The organism is Acinetobacter sp. ANC5681 (assembly GCF_023488045.1).
GTDB lineage: Bacteria > Pseudomonadota > Gammaproteobacteria > Pseudomonadales > Moraxellaceae > Acinetobacter.
Genome location: NZ_JAMFKZ010000003.1, coordinates 15,860 through 35,068 on the forward strand (window position 1 = coordinate 15,860; position 19,209 = coordinate 35,068).

A 19,209-nucleotide genomic window follows, 5' to 3' on the forward strand; every position below is an offset into this window, starting at 1 on the left:
TTATAATGCTGTATTCTTATCCAGCATAAAAATAACACAATTTCTCATATTTTCATGCGCTTTGCGTAACCACTTATCCATAATTGTAGTTACCATTTTCGCACTATATGCATTATTATTTATATTATTTTTTAAGCCTGAAGTACACCTTGAATACGATTACACTTTTACAGCCAGATGATTGGCACGCTCACTTGCGTGATGGATTAGCTTTAAAACGTACTGTCCCAGATCTTGCGAAACAATTTGCACGCGCGATCTGTATGCCGAACTTAGTTCCACCAGTCAAAACTGTAGAAGAAGCTTTGGCATATCGAGATCGTATTCTCGCTCATGTTCCAGAAGGACTACATTTTGATCCGCGTATGGTTCTTTATTTTACAGATTTCACTTCACCTCAAGAAGTTCTTAAAATCAAAGAATCCGAATATGTAAATGCGATCAAACTCTACCCCGCTGGCGCAACGACAAATTCGGATAATGGCGTTAGCGATATTCGTAAAGTCTATGCCGTGATTGAACAACTTGAAGAACACCAAGTTCCGTTGTTGTTACATGGCGAAGTTACTCACAATCATGTCGATATTTTTGATCGTGAAAAACGCTTCCTTGACGAAATTTTATCGCCTTTATTAAAGCAATTCCCAAAATTAAAAGTTGTGTTAGAACATATTACGACAAGTGATGCTGCAAATTTTGTACTTGAACAAGATCGTAATGTTGCCGCAACGATTACACCGCAACATTTATTGTTTAACCGTAATGATATGTTGGTGGGTGGGGTTAAACCGCATTTTTATTGCCTGCCAATTTTAAAGCGTCAAACCCATCAAACTACATTGCTTGAAGTTGCGACCAGTGGTAATCCAAAATTCTTTCTGGGTACCGACAGTGCGCCGCATGCTCAAAATGCCAAGGAAAATGCCTGTGGTTGTGCAGGGTGTTATAGCGCACCAAATGCAATTGAACTTTATGCACAAGCCTTTGATCAAGTGGGTAAGTTAGAACGTTTAGAAGGTTTCGCAAGTATGTTCGGTGCTGACTTCTATGGCTTACCGCGTAATACTTCAACTATCACTTTAGTGAAAGAAGAAAATACGGTTGCTGAATCTTTTGATTATCTAGAAGATCAAAAAATCATTCCACTTCATGCAGGTAAAACACTGCAATGGAGAAAAGTGTGACACAAGAAGAAAACAAAGCTCCTGTTATTGGTCAACGTTTTCGTGGATTCTTACCTGTTGTTGTTGATGTTGAAACAGCAGGTTTTAATTCTCAGACTGACGCATTACTTGAAATTGCTTGTATCCCGATTATCTATGATGAGCAAGGTCAGTTCATACCTGGCCCATCATTCCATGCACACATCAATCCTTTTGAAGGTGCAAACTTAGATCGTCGCTCATTAGACTTCATTGGAATTGATCCTTTTAATCCGATGCGTGTTGCGATGGCCGAAGATGAGCGGACAGCTTTACGTCGTATTTTCAAATCACTCACGGAAGTCCGCAAAGCACAGCATTGTACCCATGCAGTATTGGTAGGACATAATGCTCACTTTGACTTAGGCTTTTTACAAGCTGCAATTGCTCGATCTGGTACAAAAAATCAGAATCCTTTTCACAGCTTTTCGGTATTTGATACTGTAACTTTGAGTGCCGTGATGTTTGGTCAAACAGTACTAGCACGTGCTTGTATTCAAGCTGGCATCGAGTTTGATGGCAAAGAGGCTCATTCTGCATTGTACGATACTCAAAAGACGGCTGAACTGTTTTGCTATATTTTGAACAAACTGTCTCCTCATCTTCTTGACAGTTTAGTGACAGAGCCCTAATATACACCCACCTCAAGAAGTCCCTATCGTCTAGAGGCCTAGGACATCGCCCTTTCACGGCGGTAACCGGGGTTCGAATCCCCGTAGGGACGCCAAATTCAAAAAAGCCACTGCATCTTTAAGACAGTGGCTTTTTTATTGGTTCTTTATAAATAGAGCTGCTACAAAATAATTATTTTGAAAAATCTATTTTATTATTCTTAGCATATTTTCTACCCTATACTAAAAATAGATCAAAACCATAAATTTAAACCTAATATGCAAATCCGTTTATTTCACTTACAAAATTCACGTTCTCAGCGCATCGTTTGGTTTTTAGAAGAATTAGGACTTCCCTACGAATTAGTCATCAACCACCATTCAGACTTAGATGAAAAGAAAAATTCACCGCATCAATTATCGAAATTTCCTGCCGTTGAAATAATAAATCAAGAGCAAATTTTTATCTTAGCCGAAACCTCAGCGATTATTGATTACTTGTCTTATCTATATCCTCAATTAGGGCAAACTAAATTATTAGGATCACAACTCCAAAGTTTTTATTATTGGAAAAATTATTGTGAAGCCACATTTATTCCAGACCTACTGCTCAAACAAATTTTTCACCAAATTGTACAACGTACACCATTTCCTATTCGCTTCGTTTCAAAATTTTTAAAATATGGATTTGATCAAGGCTATTTAAATCCATCGTTACAGCAACAAACGACCATGATTGATAAGCATTTAAAAGATCATTTATGGTTTGCTGGAGATCAATTAACGCTTGTCGATATATTAATGTGGTTTCCGTTATTGGCTTGCTCTCAAAATATAAAGCAATTTGAGGATATCCAACGTTATCTCCAACAAATAGAAAACAGACCCGCCTTTAAAACTGCTCTCATTAAAGGACAATGGTCTGCTTCTACTTTCCAAACTTATTGGACGATGGCGTGGTAATTCAGTTATGCCGATTTACGCGAATTCACTCGACCTTTAACAACAGCCTTAATATTGCCTTTGGCATAATTCAGGAACACCAGTAAAGGCGATAATTTAGGATTTGGCTTTTTACCCTGACCAATTGCTTTAAACTGCGCTGCATACCAAATGATTTCCATAATGGCCATTTTATCGACCATTGGAATACCTGTTTTAATCTGGTTGACCGCATAACGCACATCATTGCCTGCAATTAAGCGATCGGTTAAATCAGTCTCAACTGCCAATGGACGAGCAATGCCGATAAAGTCACATGCGCCACTTTCAAGTGCGGCATTCATACCTGCAACGGTACGGAAGCCACCCGTCACCATCAATTTACAGGATACCTGCTGGCGAATCTTTTCAGCAAATTCAAGAAAATAGGCTTCACGGGCAATGGTACTGGCTTTACGTGATTCGGCTTTTGCACCTGCCATTGCTGGGGCTTCATAGGTTCCACCTGAGATTTCAATCAGATCAATACCCACAGCATCAATTGCCTTGAATACAGTAATAACATCTTCCTCTGTGATTCCACCACGCTGAAAATCGGCAGAGTTTAATTTAACAGAAATAATGAAATTTTCAGAAGTGGCTGCACGTACTGCCTTATAAATTTCCAGTAGGAAACGAGTACGGTTTTCGATTGAACCACCCCATTGATCAGTACGCTTATTGGTCAATGGTGATAAAAACTGACTAATCAGATAACCATGCGCGCCATGCAATTGTACCCCCTCAAAACCTGCTTTTTCACAAATAGCGGCGGCGGTAGCAAAACGATGGATAATATCCAGAATTTCATCATGGGTCAGTTCACGCGGTGTGCCAAACATGGTCGCCAGCATTGGACTAAAAGGAACTGCCGATGGCGCAACAGTTTCTTTATTCAAACCTTTTGGACATTGGCGACCAGGGTGAGACAATTGAATCAATTGCACCATGCCATATTTTTTACCAACATCAGCCCATTGCTTTAATTTTGCTAAGTCACGTTCAGTTTCAATCGCAACCACACCGGGCTCATTTTTGGCAGCAATATTGACCATCACATTGCCTGTAATCGCACAACCTAAACCACCTTTTGCCCATGCCTCATACAATCCTATGTGCAATTCATTTGGCTGCCCTTCGTGATTAGCAAGTGCTTCACTCATTGCCCCTTTTATAATGCGGTTTTTAAATGTGGTATTACGAATTTGAATACTGTCTGCAATCTGACTCATGGTCATCCTCTGTCTCAATTAGAGTATTTGCTCTAATTTAATCTAATTATTGTAACTGTCAAGCGTTCTTCCGATAAATTGACAATATCATATGTCAATTTAATTTCAATGCTAATATTCGCTCGCGGCAATCAATTGACGGGTATACGCTGTTTGAGGCTGACTAAATAAAAGTGTTGTTGCTTGATATTCCAATACTTTCGCATGATGCATCACCATGACTTTTTGGCACAAAGCTTTAATGACTTGCAAGTCATGACTGATAAATAAATAACTAATCTGCTCTTGTTGCTGTAAACGACGCAATAACGCAATGATTGAACGTTGTGTTACTCGATCCAAGGCAGAAGTTGGTTCATCTAGAATAATCAGCTTCGGTTTTAAAACTAAAGCGCGTGCCAGTGCGACCCTTTGTCGTTGACCACCTGAAAGTTGATGCGGATATTTGTTTTTATCCTCTAAAGAGAGTTCAACTTTCGTTAAAACGTCATCAATTTCCTCATCAGATCGTTGCTTGGTAATATTTTGAAGGTGAAGCCCTTCCGCAATAATTTGCTCAACAGACATACGAGGATTCAAGCTACTAAATGGATCTTGAAATACAATTTGAAAATCACGACGCAATGGTCGTAATTGCTTTTGATTAAGCCGATTCAAATCTTCAGACTGAAAGCAAATTTCGCCTTCACTTGAAATCAAACGTGCAATCGCCAAAGCCAAGGATGATTTTCCCGAACCACTCTCACCAACAATACCCAAAGCCTCGCCTTTGGACAAATTGAAATTTATTGAGTCCGCTGCGACCTTATACGCTTTAATTTGGTTCAATAAACCACGTTTGATAGGATACTTGACCGTGACATTTTTTAGTTCAAGTAATGTCTCGCTCGGCGTTAGCGATAGAGCTTGTCCAAAGTCGTGATTGAGTAAATTTTGTGTATATGCAGTTTTGGGGTGTGTAAAAATTTCAGTCGTACTGCCCTGCTCTTCTACCTGACCTTGATTCAGCACGACCACATGATCTGTATATTGCTTAACAAGATTTAAGTCATGGCTAATCAAAATCATCGCCATGTTTTGTTGCTGTTGTAGTTTTTTTAATAAAGCTAAAATTTGCGTCTGTAAAACCACATCCAAAGCTGTTGTTGGTTCATCCGCAATCAAAATCTCTGGCTCTAAAGCTAAAGCCATCGCCAACATCACACGCTGTCGTTGCCCACCAGACAACTCATGTGGATAGCATTTCAGGATTTGCGCTGCTTCATCAATCCCAACATCCTGCAATAAAGAAAGCGTCTGCTGTCGAATATCCGCTTTAGAAATACCTTGCAAAATCAGGCTTTCAGCCATCATTTTTTCGACATGATGCAAAGGATTTAATGCAGTCATTGGTTCTTGGAAAATGATGGCAATCCGCTTGCCTCGAATCTGCTGTAACTGAACTGGACTTAAAGACAACAGCGCTTGACCTGCAAACTCGACTTGTCCTTGTACTGTTAGATTATTGGGTAACAACCCCAATAAAGCTAACGCACTGATTGATTTACCAGACCCACTTTCTCCCACAATCGCAATAGTCTGTGCAGGATAAACATCAAAACTTAAATCTTCCACAAGACGATGTCCTGTTTCATTGTGAATGCTAAGTTGCTTAACTCTTAATAAAGCTGGATTCGAAACTGTATTATCGTCTTGGGTCAAATGCATCACGTGCCGCCTCCCCAATATAAATTAATAAAGAAAGTACAATCGCTAGCGTAAAGAATCCTGAAAGCACCAACCAAGGTGCATCGAGATTATTCTTGCCTTGCAATAACAACTCCCCAAGTGAAGCAGCATCTGGTGGTAAACCATAACCAAGAAAATCCAATGCAGTTAAAGCGATAATATTGGCGGTCAACATAAAAGGTATTTGCGACAAGCTAGAACTCATGGCATTGGGTAAAATATGCTTAAAGATAATTTGATGATCACGAACACCCAAAGCTTGAGCCGCACGAACATAGTCAAAATTTCGGGCACGCAAAAACTCTGCTCTGAATAAACCCACTAATTCTGTCCAACCAAACAACAACATGATCAAAAACAACCAATAGACACTAGGGCTAAACATACTGACCAAAATCATGACGATAAAAAGCATAGGTAAACCACCCCATACCTCTAAAATACGCTGCCCAATTAAATCGATCCAACCACCGTAATAGCCCTGAATTGCACCGACAATAACACCAATCACGGCGGAACAAAGTGTCAGAGCAAAGCCAAATAGGAGAGAAACACGTAAACCGTAGAGAATACGAGCGAATACATCTCGTCCCTGATCATCCGTTCCAAGCCAGTTTTGTGAACTCGGTTTGGAGGGAACTGGTACAGTAAGCGAAAGATTTGGTGACTGATAAGAAAATGCAACGGGTGGAGAAATCATCCAGCCTTGATTTTGAATTAGTTGTTTTACCGCAGGGTCTTGATAATCTGTCGCCGTTTCAAAGACACCACCAAACGTGGTTTCTGGATAGTCTTTAAAAATAGGAAAATAAAAAGACTGCTGATAACGAACCAACAAAGGTTTATCGTTAGCAATAATCTCAGCAAATAATGACAAAATAAAAATGATTAAAAATAGAATGAGACAACGGACGCCCAATTTATTTTGTCTAAAACGGTGAAATCGTGCGCGCATCAGAGGTGACATCATTTTCCCCCCCTCGCTTCAAAATCAATCCGAGGATCAATCATTTGGTAAAGCAAATCACCAATTAAACGTAAAATCATTCCAAATAAGGTAAATAAGAACAAAGTTCCAAAAATTACAGGATAATCACGTTGGGTGATTGCTTCAAAGCCCAATAAACCAATCCCATCGAGATTAAAAATAATTTCGATAAATAAATTGCCGACAAAGAAAATACCCACCAATGCTTCGGGCAAAGCTGCAACCACCACTAAAATGGCATTACGAAAAACATGCCCATAAAGTACCTGATTTTCATTTAAACCTTTTGATCGTGCCGTCAGAACATACGGTTTCTTTAATTCTTCTACAAAAGAATATTTGGTCAGATAGGTTCGTGCAGCAAAACTCCCCAATACCATACTCAGAATCGGCAAACTCATGTGCCATAGATAGTCTTTTATTTTGGCGAAAAAACTTAACTGATTAAAGTTTTCAGAGACTAATCCTTGTAATGGAAACCACTGTAGATAACTCCCACCTGCAAAGAAAACAATGAGCAGAATCGCAAAGACAAAGGATGGAATGGCATAACTCACCGCCAGCAACAACGAAGTCGATTGATCAAACAGCAAACCATTATTTTTGGCTTTCTTGATGCCCAATGGAATCGCAATCAGGTAAATCAGAAAGGTACTCCACAAGCCTAGAGACAAAGTGACAGGCAGTTTTTCATAAAGCAATTGCGTAACAGGTTTATCTTTAAAAAAGCTTGTACCAAAATCAAATGTTAAATAGCCTTTGATCATCAACCAGAAACGCTCATGTGCAGGACGATCAAAACCATATTGTTCTTTAATTTTATCAATCATTTCAGGACTGAGCCCACGTGCACCCTGATATTGCGCCAAGTTACTTAGGCTAGATGAAGCGCTTGCTCCTGTACCTAAACCCTGTGCATTTTGTATATGTTGGATGGCTTGTTCGACAGGTCCACCTGGCGCAATTTGGACAATAATAAAGTTAATCAACACAATGAAAAATAATGTCGGGATCATCAATAACATTCTTTTCAGAATATAGTGAACCATCTCATAAGATCCTTCATTATTTTAAGTCAGATTTTCGTATTGGTTGATCGAGTTTATTAGCTTTTACACGATCCACCCACCAATATTCCCATCCTACAGAAAGTTTCGGTTTTATTTTCGGTTGCTGATACATATCCCAATAAGCAAACCATCGCTCAGGTTTACCATAGGTCAGAATTTGATAATACCCTGCACGCAATAAACGATCGAGGACATGAGTATACAAGACGACTTCTTCTCGGGTTTTTGCGGCGACAATTTTGTTAATCATCTGATCAATTGCAGGGTTCTTTATCCCTGAATAGTTATAATTTCCTGCTTCATCCGCAGCAGCACTCCCCCAAAACTGGGCTTGCTCTTTACCGGGTGTCAATGTCTGTGGCAATTTCAACATCATCATATCGAAATCCTGATGACGGATTCGCTCCACATATTGCGGAACATCCACCTGTCTGAGGTTAACTTGGATTCCCAAACGATTCAAATTACGCACAAAAGGCATCAACTCACGTTGTGGGTTTTCTTGCTGCATTAATAATTCAATACGAATCGCTTTACCCTGCCGATCATATAATTGATTACGACGAATCACATAGCCAGCATCTTTTAAAATCTTTTGTGCAACCAATAAATTCTGCCGATTGAAACCACTACCATCAGAAACAGGATAATGCCAATCTGCTAACACACCTTGTCGTATGACTGGATTTAGTTGAGCGAAGAAAGGTTTCAAGACTTTTAATTCTGCGGCGCTGGGTCGACCTGTTGCAGCCAGATCAGTATTATCGAAATAGCTTTGTAAACGCTGATTTTGATTAAAGAATAAAGCTTTATTTTGCCATTCAAAATCATAAGCATACGTAAGGGCTTTACGAAGATGAATATCATTCAGTGGTGAACGACGAATATTAAATACCAAGCTTTGAATATCGAGCGGTGTCCCCAAACGTGCTTTGTATTTTTTGATCTGACCTGCTTGCACGGCGGGAAAATGATAAGCTGTCATCCAATTACGAATATTTTTTTCTTCATATAAATTAAATTGGCGAGATTTAAAACCCTCAAAACTAACATCTAAATTTCGATAATACACATATTTGAGTCGATCAAAATTATAACGCCCTTTATTGACTGGTAAATCCTTGGCCCAATAGTTTGGACTGCGTTTATAAGTGATACTCCGCCCTGCATCAATTCGCTCAACAATATAAGGTCCTGAACCTACAATCGGTTGCAATGTCACACGCGTAAAATCTTTATTTTTCCAATCCAATTTTGAGTAGATCGGTAGACTCGCCAAAATCAGTGGCATTTCCACATTATTCTTGGACTTAAAAATAAATTTGACCTGATACTTAGAAAGCACTTCTGTTTTTGCTAAATCAGACAAATACATTTGAAAGCCTAAATTGGCTTTGGTTTGGTAAGTATCAAAAGTAAATTTAACATCTTCTGCGGTCAAGGGCTGACCATTGTTAAAACGGGCTTGAGGGTTTAAATGAAAGATCACATCTTTAAGATGATCAGGATCGTAACTCACTTTCTCAGCTAATAATGGGTACATGACGCGTGGCTCATCTAAAGCACGATCCATTAAACTATCAAAAAGATAATTTACACCTTCCGTAGAACTCCCTTTGCCATTCATGCTATTTAAATTATCGAATGTGCCTAAACTAGATTGACTGAGCATTCCCCCTTTAGGTGCATTCGGATTGGCATAAGGCATCGCATTTAACTTTGCATATTTAGGTTGAACATGCATGGCTAAATAAGGTGTCGTCTGCATGGTGGCGCATACGAACTGAGCAAAAAGGCTTAGTCCATAGAATAGACTAAGCCTTCTAACTAAAACAAATTGATTCATTCCTAATTACAGATTTGGAACTTTAATCACATCACCAATACGTAGTTGTGTACTTGGAGTGAAATCATTCATTTCAGCAAGTGCACTAGTATCCATACCATATTTACTTGCTAGACCAATCAAAGTATCACCACGTTTTACTTTGTATTCAGTCACTGTTTTAGGGACTAAAATACTTTGACCACGTTGCAAACTTGCATTGGCTTTCAAATCATTTAACTCAGCCAATTCACGACCAGACAGTCCAAAACGGTTCGCAATACTATTTAGAGACTCACCCGCCTTCACCGTATATTTTTCAGTATTCTTGCTTGGCGTAGACTTAGCACTGTTTTTACTATTTTCAGATTTTGCTGATTCAGCTTTTGGTACATCACCCGTAAGTTTTAGCTTTTGCCCAACACGAACACTACTACCACGAGATAGACCATTTAAAGCAGTTACATAATCTAGTTGTAAATAATAACGACTCGCGATGTTGCTTAAAGTATCACCTGATTTTACGGTATAAACATCTGGTGCAGTTTCTTCACGCTCTTTCTCTTTTAACTTGCTATTTGCACTGAGATTATTTTTGCTTGGTGCATCACCTGTGAGTTTTAGCTTTTGTCCAACGCGAACACCTGCTGTGCGCTCCAAACCATTTAGATCAGCAATATAATTCACAGTAAGCTGATATTTATTTGCGATCGCATTAAGACTATCACCAGATTGCACGACATATTGCTCAGGAATCGTTGAACCTGCTGGCACTTTTAAAACTTGCCCTAAACGAACACTTTTGTTGGCTTTGAAGTTATTCAGTTCAGCCAATTCACTCAATGTAATTTTAGATTTTGTTGCGATACTCGATAAAGTATCACCACGCTGTACAATATAGGACTCTGTCTTATAGTTACTTGATGCTGTTACATTTTCATATTTAACCGCACTTTTAGGTTCGACAGTTTCTTCTGTTTTTGAAACCTCATGCAGCGGTACGTTAATTTTTTGCCCAACAAATAAATTGCTGCTTGCAGTCAAACCAGAAGTTAAATCAGCCAATTCTTGATTAGATAAAGCATAACGATCAGCAATCAGTTTTAAATATTCCCCACGCTTCACTGTATAAGATTTCGTGGCTACCTTTTGCATCGTCGTTGCTTTATTTTCGACAGTGCGAGCTGACTGTTGTGGCGCGTTTAATTGAGTGTTCCGTGGATTGTTTTTTGGTTCTTTGAGCGTTAGTTTTTGGCCAACAAATAAATTATCTGTCACTGATAAATTATTATAGTCTGCTAACTGTTTTAAAGTTAAATCAAAACGGGTTGCTAAATTGGTAAGATTATCCCCTGATTGTACGACATAACTCTCAGGTTTACGCTCAACGACTTTTGCAGCCTCAACAACCTGTGGTTTTGCATCATATAAATACAGGCTTGCACCTACAAATAAAGTTCCAGTCGGATCAATCTGGTTCCACGTTGCGATATCACGCCAATTGACACCATTTTTTTGTGCAATCAAAGCCAAGGTATCGCCTGGTAACACGACATAAGTGCTACGTTTTCCTTTCGGTGCAACCACAACAACATCTGTATCCGTTTTAATATACGGCTTTCCTTGATTGCGTTTGGCATCTTCACTATTTGCTGTCGCTGCATCTTCAACTAAGTTCTTTGGATAAGCAAAGCCCTTGCTGACCTCAACGCCTTTCTGATCAGCAACAGATTGGCTAGTTTGAATTGCTGTTAATTTAATCTTGCCATCAAATGGATCGACAATTTCTGTACCTTGAGGTGCAATTGCTTTAATTTCAGCAACGACTTGGTCTTTTTCTGCTTGTGTCGCTTGTGGTTCTAATACTTGAGTAACTGTTTTCTTCTCGCCGGTTTCTTTTACAGCGGCAATAATTTGTTCACGCTCTTTAACCGAAATCGGTGGCTCAATCTTAACTGGCTTTACATTTTCCGCTGGTGTAATCGCAACGGGAATACGCGGGGCACTAGGTACATCAGCAGCAGCAGCAAATGAAGCTAATGCATCAGAACCTCGTGGTGTATTGGTTTTAGTCAGCGTTGATGTTGTTGGGCGCGTTACTACTGTATTACTTGCCGTTAAAGGCGGTGGTGTCTTAGTTGACGGTGTAATCGTCTGACCTGAGTTGATATTGGTTCGAACTGTGGTAGTAGCGACATTAGATGTATTGTTATTCATTGCAGGTGGTTGGCTATTGCTTGCCCAGAAACCACCTGAACTTACTTTTCCAGAACGTAATTTCGCATCGACTGACGGACTTAAATCTGCAGGAATTAAAATACGCATTGGGCTCATTGGATCAACGGTTTCACCGCGATGAGCAGGGTTCAAAGCATACAATTCCGCACGGCTTAAGCCTGTAATTGAAGCAATTTGATTCATATCCAAAGGTGCAGCTAAACCAACTTCACGGAAGTGTGGACGGTTTGCGATAGGCGGCAAACTTACGCCATAGGCACTTGGATTTTTAATAATTTGAGCAACCGCCAAGAAGCGTGGAACATAGTTCATGGTTTCTTGCGGAAGTTTTAATGACCAGTAATCTGTTGGCAATCCTGCTGCACGGTTACGGTTAATCGCCTGTTGAATACGACCCGGTCCTGCGTTATAAGCAGCCAAAGCCAATTCCCATGAACCGAATTGATTATATAAACTACCTAAAAACTCATAAGCAGCGCGTGTCGACTCAACCACATCACGGCGACCGTCATATAGACTGGTTTGCTGCAAACCATAAATACGCCCCGTGCTTGGGATAAATTGCCATAAACCCGCTGCTGCTGCACTACTGGTTGCAGCTGGATCGTAAGAACTTTCAATAACAGGAAGTAAAGCCAATTCGGTTGGCATACCACGGCGTTCAGCTTCTTTAACCGTATGATACAAATAACGACTGGCACGCGCGCTTAAGCGATCTAAATATGGTTGACGAGAAATAAACCAACTACGTTGTGCTTCAATACGAGAATCCCAATGGTTTAAATCCATTTTGAATCCAACCGTCATTCGCTTCCACACATCACCGTGTTTCAGTACCAATAAACGATCACCTTCAACAGCGCGCATATCGGTAGCTGATAATAAATCTTCTAAAGAATCTAAACTACTTGCATCTAAATAACCTGAACCAACTTGCTTAGATGATGATACTTTGTTTGATTGTGGTGTTGAGGAACAACCTGTCGTGATTCCCAACGCAGTTAGAGCAGAAGTGAGTACAGTGATTTTGAATAATGATGTTGCAGATGTTTGCAGCACCAATGTGTTCGATTTATACATAAAAACTTCCAGTCAACTCACGCTAGTTTATTTCTTTGATTTGCCATTGTAGTAAAGCATGTCACTTAGACAAGGCAATAATTTAACGTGATTTGCATGGAAATGTTACAAGAAATTAAAAAATATGAGTTTTGTAACCGCTCAACACCAGAATTAAGCTTTAAAATATAACTTATCTAGCTAGAGTGCTAAACTCTAGCCATATACATTCAAATAAAACATCGTTTTTTATGAATGTAATCTCGCAATACAACACAAACTTTTAACTTTAGGTTTAACTATGTCTCAAACAATCACACTTTATGTTGATGGCGCATGTAAAGGCAATCCAGGTTTAGGTGGTTGGGGTGCATATATCATTACCGAACAAGGTGAACATAAACTTTGTGGCGGAGAACCTGAAACAACCAATAACAGAATGGAACTGCAAGCTGCGATTGAAGGTGTAAGTTTTTGCCCTACAGACGCACATCTGATTATTTGGACTGATTCCAATTACGTTAAACAAGGTATTACTGAATGGATTCATGGTTGGAAAAAGAAAAATTGGAAAGATGTTAAAAATCCTGATTTATGGAAAAAGTTAGATGCTGTTTGCGCTAACCGAAAAATTGAATGGAATTGGATCAAAGGGCATGCTGGACATGCTGGTAATGAAATGGCTGATCAATTGGCCAATCTGGGTGCCGAACAAACGGCTCAACAAATGAAATCTCTCGTGCAGGCTAACGCTGATACAAAAAAGCCTGAATCTGACTGGTTATTAGATGACCCATTTGGTCTCGACCTTGATGAAGATATTGATAACTTGGTTGAAGAAGTCGAAGAGATCAGTATCGAGGAAATTAATCCTGATGTAGCTGTAATGAGTCACTCAATAAGCCCAAATACATCAACAGCGAAAGTTCACCCTCAGATTGTTATTACTGAGGCAAAAGTACACTTACAAGGCCCTCGCCAACTTATTCTGGATACCGAAACTACAGGTTTCTATTTCCAAGATGGTGACCGTATTATTGAGGTTGGTGCGATTGAAATGATCAATCGTAAACTTACGGGAAGCTCAATTCATATTTATATCAATCCAGAAAAACCTGTAGGTGACTCTGAGGATATTCACGGTATCAGCGACGAGTTTTTGCAAGATAAACCTAAATACGCAGAAATTGCCGACACACTGTTTAATTTTTTACAAGGCGCTGAAATTATTGCGCATAACGCGACATTCGATATGAACTTCCTAAATATGGAGTTCAAACGTGTTGGTCTGCCATTACTATCAGATGTTTGCGAAGTTACAGATACACTGGCTTTAGCTAAAAATAAACATCCTGGGCAAAAGAACTCTTTAGACGCTTTAGTTCGCCGTTATGAAATTCCTGCACGTGATCGTACCTTCCATGGTGCGTTACTCGATGCTGAAATTTTGGCTGATGTTTATCTCGCAATGACGGGTGGACAAGTTTCTTTTGATATGGATGCCCTTTCACAAAATGAACAAAACCAAAATAAAACCATTCGTTCTCGTATCGAAGTAGATTTACCAATTATCTATCCATCAGAACATGAACTAAATGAACATGAGACTTGGGTCAAACAATTTGAGCAAAAACATGGAAGCGCTTGCCTTTTTGCAAAATAAATTTGCTGTTGAGCGTAATTTTTTGTATTTCAAGTTTTCAAACTTAAGTTATATTAACTGTTAGTGATTTTGCCTCCTACTCTAGGAGGTTCATGGATATAACAACTTAGGAAAGGTGTAGGTCATATGTCTTACCAAACCTCGATTCATTTCGACCCAACTGCATTATTAATAATAAAAAATGAGATCGACAATTCGATTAAATTGGTGGAGACAGCGGTCAATACGCTTGCCGAAGAACAAGCATTGCCTTTTGGTATTGATGACGCACTTAATCAGTTCGAACAGTGCACACAAGTACTTGCATTAATTGATATGCCTCATTTAGCACAAATCACTCAATATTCAGCTGAGCTTATGCGTCAAATCATGGCTCAACCGCAACAAATTAAAACTAGCGATATCGTTGCTCTCAGTGAAGGTACAACGATGTTAAAACGCTATATTGAGTTTATTTGTTTACGTGAAGTCAAAGTACCTCAGTTCTTAATTGATACGCTTAATCGCTTGGAGAAAGCTTTAGGCAAGCCAATTACCAAAGAAGGTCAAACGCTTCAACCGTTACTGGATTTCATGACACCAAACTTTAATTTGCCACAAGCACCAAGTTTGGAACAATCGAAATATATCCACCAACTTTATAAATTATGCTTAAACAAGCTGATTAAACAAAGTGAATCTCCTCTCGATTTACAAGGAATTAAACTCGTTGGTGTTTACCTTGCAGGTTTAGCCAACAATCTACCGAGCCAACAATATTGGCAATTGGTCAATGTAGGCTTAGGACATATTGATGAGCTTTTGATTACAGAAGCACGTTTACGTACCCTTATTCAAATCGAAACGAATATTGCAAAATTCTTGGCTCAACCAACAACTTATCAAAACAGTATTGCTGATTTGGCAGATATTTTGACGATCTGCATCAGTCAAGAAGATGATTTATCACAACATATTCGTCAACAATTGAACATTGGTGATGAATTACTCAGTGATACTCAACTTCAAGTTTTGAGTCGTCATTTATACGGTCCTGACTATGAAACGGTACATACAATCAGTCAATTAATAACAAATGAAATGGCTCAAATTCGTAATGAAATTGAGTATAACCATCAAAATATGTCGGCTGAAAAAACCCAAGAACTACAGCAAAAGTTAACACAACTTTCTAATGTATTTAAGGTACTTAACTTAAATGAAGCAGCTAAAGAATTAACTCAGCAAGCTGAAAAATTGAGTCAACCGAATACATTAACTGATGCAACTTCTATTCAACATTTAATGAATAGCATTTTGGCATCGATGAATTCAATCGGTATCTTAGAGCGTAATTACACTTCCAGTCGTTTACAATTACGCGTCAACAATATGCAAATTTCTTTAGATCGCTTAGATGAAGCTCATCGAGCATTGTTGACTGAAACTAAGACTTTGATTGAAACATTGACTCAAACCTTAAGTTCGTATGTACAAGATCCAACATCTAATACATTAGAAGCCCTTCCTGTATATCTGAATGAGTTATCAGGCGCTGCCTTATTCTTAGGTAGCTCTGCTCAACAAACTGCACTGTTAGGTGCAGCACATTTTGCACAGCATCGTTTGAATCAGAACGAAGCGATTGATGCTGAGCAAATTAACTGCATTCTAAATGTTGTTGCTGGTTTAGATTTACTCGTTGATAACCTAAACAATAAGCAACCTGTATTGCAATCTATGTTTGATGTGGCATTATCAAGCAGTCAGCAATTACAAAACATAGCCGCATAATGACTCAACTATCACTTGCTTATATTTTTCAACACCAAAAACTGCTAGTCGACCAAAATCTTCAACTGCCAGAAGTTGAAAAGTTAGCAAGTGATTTACCCTTGAATCATAATGATCACGTTATTGCGCGTGATCTACTTGAAAATGAAGCCATTCCGGATGGCTATCAGCTCGTTCCAATCCGTGAACTGATTCAGTCATGGTCAACTACAGAATTTCTTCAAGCCAGTCGAGCAGTCCAACTATTAGAATGGCGACGTAATCATAAATTCTGTAGCCATTGCGGTCATATGACTGAAATTCACGCCAAAGAATACGCAATGGTTTGTCCAGCTTGTGGCTATCATCAATATCCTCGCGTTCAGCCTTGTATTATTACAATCATTACCAAAGGTGATGATGAAATCTTACTTGCGAAATCGGCGCATAATAAAAGTAATATGTACGGGCTAATTGCCGGATTTGTTGAAGTCGGAGAAACATTAGAAGAAGCTGTGCAACGAGAGGCTTTTGAAGAAGTCGGTTTAAAACTAAAAAATATTCGTTATATGTCGAGCCAACCGTGGCCATTTCCAAGTAATTTAATGATTGCTTTTCATGCTGAATATGATTCAGGTGATATTCAATTACAAGTGGAAGAAATTAGCGAGGCTCAATTCTTTAAGTTTGATCAACTACCTGAAATTCCATTTAAAGGTAGTATTGCACATGCAATGATTATGCAAATCGTTGATAATAAAAAAGCATCTTAATCAAGATGCTTTTTTTATTTAATCTTCTAAAGCTTCATCTAAGAAATGCAAAATCGTTCGCTTGGTTTTGAAGTAATGACTTATAAAACTGGCCAAAGTCGCCACAATGGTAATGTGTCCAGTTTTAGGAATAATCATCACATGGCTATGATTACCCTTTTCTCTCAATGCCTTATCAAGATCGAAACTATTATGATTACCAACCAACTGATCATTCTCAGCCATCAATAGATAATGTTTAATCTTATTCGGATGAATAAAATAATACGGCATCACTTGTTGGTACGATGTTTTTGGATCAAATGCATGTTCAGATAAAGGATCATCTTTATAGTCAAAATGATACGGGCCAGCCAAACCAACAATTGCCTTAATATTATCTGTATATTTAAATTGCTGAGGCTGAGCAGAATACACCACAGACATCACATTAAAGGCACCCGCAGAATGTCCCATCAAAATGATGTTATCGGTTGAAATATTCAATTTAACTTTATTTTGATTCAAATAATGAATCGCTTGCGCTAGATCATCGACAAATGCTGGAAAGATATTCTCTGGAGCGAGTTGATAATTAATAACAGCAACATCAAAACCTTCTCGAGCAAAGGTTTCGCCAATGAATAAATAATCTCTCTTATTACCATGTTGCCATGATCCACCATGTACAAAAACAATCAAAGGTTTTTGTTTCTTTGGATTCTTGGTTCGATAAAGATCCAGTCGATTTCTGGCTTTTAATCCATAAGCAAGATGTTCTTCTTTTTCAAAAGTATCCTTTGGCGTAAGATAATTCATCGAATAGCTTGCTAAATCATACAGGCGAAATTCCTGATAAAAGTTTTTCGCCCGTATAACATTTTCTTGTACTTGTTGAATAAGTTGCTTCATAGATTAGGGTTTAGTCGGAGTAATAGTCGCTGGTTCAGTCTGATCAGGATCAATTGCAACTGGAGTTTCAACTAAAGGTTGTGTTGAAGCACCACCAATCATCGGTGTTGCTGCTGTAGCACTTGCTACCGTTCCAGATGGTTGATCAATATTATCAATCAGTGTCACGATTTTACTCACATTACCAACTTTTTGTAAGACATCATCTAAGTCTCTTATCTCAGCAGTATTTAAACGCCCCATCACATAAAGGATGCCATTTTCAGTATGAACTAATACTTTACTGTCAGATACAACAGGTGCTCTCATTAGCAAACCACGAGTATTTGCAGTCACAGTAGAGTCCTGCATAATCGTGTTGTAATTTACTTTATCACCAACAGTAATGTAGTTATGCACAGCTTTTACATCACTCATCGCTCTTAAATTGTCTTCTGCTAATTGTTTCAAATAAGGATCAGGAACTTGCCCTGTTAATAAAACATTACTATGAAAACTTTCAATATTGATGCGTGACTGCTTAAAGCGATGGTCTAGTTTGTATAGGTTGATATTTGCAGTACGCTTGATTGAGGAATCAATAAAAACCTGCCCTAAACTGCGTTCACCACTGCTTGTACCAACAGGCGCCGATCCTGTTCCACCAGAAATAAAACTCGCACATCCCGATAAACTTGCAACGCAAACCAACGTCATCGTTAAACGTTTCAACACTTGGCAAGACTCCCTATCCACTAACTTTTTCAATCTACTGCACTTTTCTTGAAATGACTCAACCGTATCTCAATCCAAAGTAAACGCATGTTTAATCCATTGCTGATCATACTTCAATTTTGAAAAATCTGGTTGTAGTGTTTTTGCAAGTTTCTGTGGAAAATCAAAACAGATCACATCAAAACGACAGTCAAAATTGTAATAATTGGGATATCTTTGTAAAAAGAACTGCGCCGTCTTAATAATCTTACGTTGCTGTGAATACGAAATCACTTCACAGGCCCCTGCATAACTGCCTTCGGAACGGGCTTTCACCTCCACAAAAACCAGCTCATTTCCACGTTTGACAATCAGGTCAATTTCTCCAAAACGTGAATGGTAGTTTTTATTGACATATTGATACTGCTGGGACTGTAAAAATAGCAATGCCGTCTGTTCTGCCCATTGTCCCAAAAGATGTTTGTGTTGTTCCATTGTGCCCA

The 19,209-nt window shown here is 38.8% G+C and carries 15 protein-coding genes and 1 tRNA gene; 7 read left to right on the forward strand and 9 right to left on the reverse strand.

Annotated elements, in window-relative coordinates; all coding sequences use genetic code 11:
- Nucleotides 1-149: 149 nt before the first annotated feature.
- From pyrC to M5121_RS02685, 4 genes are all read left to right on the forward strand, one after another.
- Nucleotides 150-1,184 (forward strand): dihydroorotase, encoded by a 1,035-nt coding sequence (gene pyrC, locus M5121_RS02670; RefSeq protein ID WP_034602647.1) that lies wholly within the window; start codon nt 150-152, stop codon nt 1,182-1,184.
- Nucleotides 1,169-1,834, forward strand: coding sequence for a ribonuclease T (gene rnt, locus M5121_RS02675; RefSeq protein ID WP_034601574.1), 666 nt, complete (start codon nt 1,169-1,171; stop codon nt 1,832-1,834). The genes pyrC and rnt overlap by 16 nt, the downstream gene beginning before the upstream one ends.
- 19 nt (nt 1,835-1,853) lie before the next feature.
- Nucleotides 1,854-1,929 (forward strand) — tRNA-Glu (locus M5121_RS02680).
- Nucleotides 1,930-2,092: 163 nt separating this feature from the next.
- The gene (locus tag M5121_RS02685) at nt 2,093-2,776 is read left to right on the forward strand and encodes a glutathione S-transferase (protein ID WP_249570236.1); all 684 of its coding nucleotides are present in this window, start codon (nt 2,093-2,095) and stop codon (nt 2,774-2,776) included.
- Nucleotides 2,777-2,781: 5 nt separating this feature from the next.
- Here the strand turns inward: M5121_RS02685 and M5121_RS02690 are convergent, their stop codons facing one another.
- The 6 genes from M5121_RS02690 to M5121_RS02715 form a co-directional block, all read right to left on the reverse strand.
- Entirely contained in the window at nt 2,782-4,026 is a 1,245-nt protein-coding gene (locus M5121_RS02690) for an NADH:flavin oxidoreductase/NADH oxidase family protein (protein WP_249570237.1), read from the reverse strand.
- 111 nt (nt 4,027-4,137) lie between these two features.
- Complete coding sequence (locus M5121_RS02695) at nt 4,138-5,733, reverse strand: ABC transporter ATP-binding protein (protein WP_249570372.1); 1,596 nt, start codon at nt 5,731-5,733, stop codon at nt 4,138-4,140.
- Nucleotides 5,711-6,721: an ABC transporter permease gene (locus M5121_RS02700; protein WP_249570373.1), complete on the reverse strand. Its 1,011-nt coding sequence runs from the start codon at nt 6,719-6,721 to the stop codon at nt 5,711-5,713. Before M5121_RS02700 ends, M5121_RS02695 begins: the two co-directional genes overlap by 23 nt.
- Nucleotides 6,721-7,791 (reverse strand): microcin C ABC transporter permease YejB, encoded by a 1,071-nt coding sequence (locus M5121_RS02705; protein ID WP_249570238.1) that lies wholly within the window; start codon nt 7,789-7,791, stop codon nt 6,721-6,723. Before M5121_RS02705 ends, M5121_RS02700 begins: the two co-directional genes overlap by 1 nt.
- Before the next feature lie 16 nt (nt 7,792-7,807).
- Complete coding sequence (locus tag M5121_RS02710) at nt 7,808-9,658, reverse strand: extracellular solute-binding protein (protein ID WP_249570239.1); 1,851 nt, start codon at nt 9,656-9,658, stop codon at nt 7,808-7,810.
- Nucleotides 9,659-9,664: 6 nt separating this feature from the next.
- Nucleotides 9,665-12,955, reverse strand: coding sequence for a lytic transglycosylase (locus M5121_RS02715; protein WP_249570240.1), 3,291 nt, complete (start codon nt 12,953-12,955; stop codon nt 9,665-9,667).
- Between the two features lie 280 nt (nt 12,956-13,235).
- Between M5121_RS02715 and dnaQ the strand changes: the two genes are divergently transcribed.
- The 3 genes from dnaQ to nudC all read left to right on the forward strand — a co-directional run bounded on the left by dnaQ (nt 13,236) and on the right by nudC (nt 17,122).
- A complete protein-coding gene (gene dnaQ, locus M5121_RS02720; protein WP_249570241.1) occupies nt 13,236-14,597 on the forward strand; it encodes a DNA polymerase III subunit epsilon in 1,362 nt (453 codons plus the stop codon).
- Nucleotides 14,598-14,723: 126 nt separating this feature from the next.
- Nucleotides 14,724-16,370 carry a chemotaxis protein gene (locus M5121_RS02725; RefSeq protein ID WP_249570242.1) on the forward strand — a complete coding sequence of 549 codons (1,647 nt, stop codon included), beginning with the start codon at nt 14,724-14,726 and terminating at the stop codon, nt 16,368-16,370.
- Nucleotides 16,370-17,122, forward strand: a complete 753-nt coding sequence (gene nudC, locus M5121_RS02730; RefSeq protein WP_249570243.1) for an NAD(+) diphosphatase — start codon at nt 16,370-16,372, stop codon at nt 17,120-17,122. The genes M5121_RS02725 and nudC overlap by 1 nt, the downstream gene beginning before the upstream one ends.
- An 18-nt stretch (nt 17,123-17,140) precedes the next feature.
- On the opposite strand, the gene M5121_RS02735 is transcribed toward nudC, so the two are convergent.
- The 3 genes from M5121_RS02735 to M5121_RS02745 all read right to left on the reverse strand — a co-directional run bounded on the left by M5121_RS02735 (nt 17,141) and on the right by M5121_RS02745 (nt 19,201).
- Complete coding sequence (locus M5121_RS02735; protein WP_249570244.1) at nt 17,141-18,013, reverse strand: alpha/beta hydrolase; 873 nt, start codon at nt 18,011-18,013, stop codon at nt 17,141-17,143.
- Nucleotides 18,014-18,016: 3 nt separating this feature from the next.
- Nucleotides 18,017-18,727, reverse strand: a complete 711-nt coding sequence (locus tag M5121_RS02740) for a BON domain-containing protein (RefSeq protein WP_178882579.1) — start codon at nt 18,725-18,727, stop codon at nt 18,017-18,019.
- A 69-nt stretch (nt 18,728-18,796) separates the two neighbouring features.
- A complete protein-coding gene (locus M5121_RS02745; protein WP_249570245.1) occupies nt 18,797-19,201 on the reverse strand; it encodes a YraN family protein in 405 nt (134 codons plus the stop codon).
- Nucleotides 19,202-19,209: the final 8 nt, after the last annotated feature.

Bases quoted from the DNA above. Each gene is read 5' to 3' on its own strand.
- M5121_RS02700 (WP_249570373.1), bottom strand. From the start codon at position 6,721: ATGTCACCTCTGATGCGCGCACGATTTCACCGTTTTAGACAAAATAAA.
- M5121_RS02690 (WP_249570237.1), bottom strand. From the start codon at position 4,026: ATGAGTCAGATTGCAGACAGTATTCAAATTCGTAATACCACATTTAAA.
- M5121_RS02735 (WP_249570244.1), bottom strand. From the start codon at position 18,013: ATGAAGCAACTTATTCAACAAGTACAAGAAAATGTTATACGGGCGAAA.
- M5121_RS02695 (WP_249570372.1), bottom strand. From the start codon at position 5,733: ATGCATTTGACCCAAGACGATAATACAGTTTCGAATCCAGCTTTATTA.
- M5121_RS02725 (WP_249570242.1), top strand. From the start codon at position 14,724: ATGTCTTACCAAACCTCGATTCATTTCGACCCAACTGCATTATTAATA.
- rnt (WP_034601574.1), top strand. From the start codon at position 1,169: ATGGAGAAAAGTGTGACACAAGAAGAAAACAAAGCTCCTGTTATTGGT.
- nudC (WP_249570243.1), top strand. From the start codon at position 16,370: ATGACTCAACTATCACTTGCTTATATTTTTCAACACCAAAAACTGCTA.
- M5121_RS02715 (WP_249570240.1), bottom strand. From the start codon at position 12,955: ATGTATAAATCGAACACATTGGTGCTGCAAACATCTGCAACATCATTA.
- M5121_RS02705 (WP_249570238.1), bottom strand. From the start codon at position 7,791: ATGGTTCACTATATTCTGAAAAGAATGTTATTGATGATCCCGACATTA.
- M5121_RS02685 (WP_249570236.1), top strand. From the start codon at position 2,093: ATGCAAATCCGTTTATTTCACTTACAAAATTCACGTTCTCAGCGCATC.
- dnaQ (WP_249570241.1), top strand. From the start codon at position 13,236: ATGTCTCAAACAATCACACTTTATGTTGATGGCGCATGTAAAGGCAAT.
- M5121_RS02745 (WP_249570245.1), bottom strand. From the start codon at position 19,201: ATGGAACAACACAAACATCTTTTGGGACAATGGGCAGAACAGACGGCA.
- M5121_RS02710 (WP_249570239.1), bottom strand. From the start codon at position 9,658: ATGAATCAATTTGTTTTAGTTAGAAGGCTTAGTCTATTCTATGGACTA.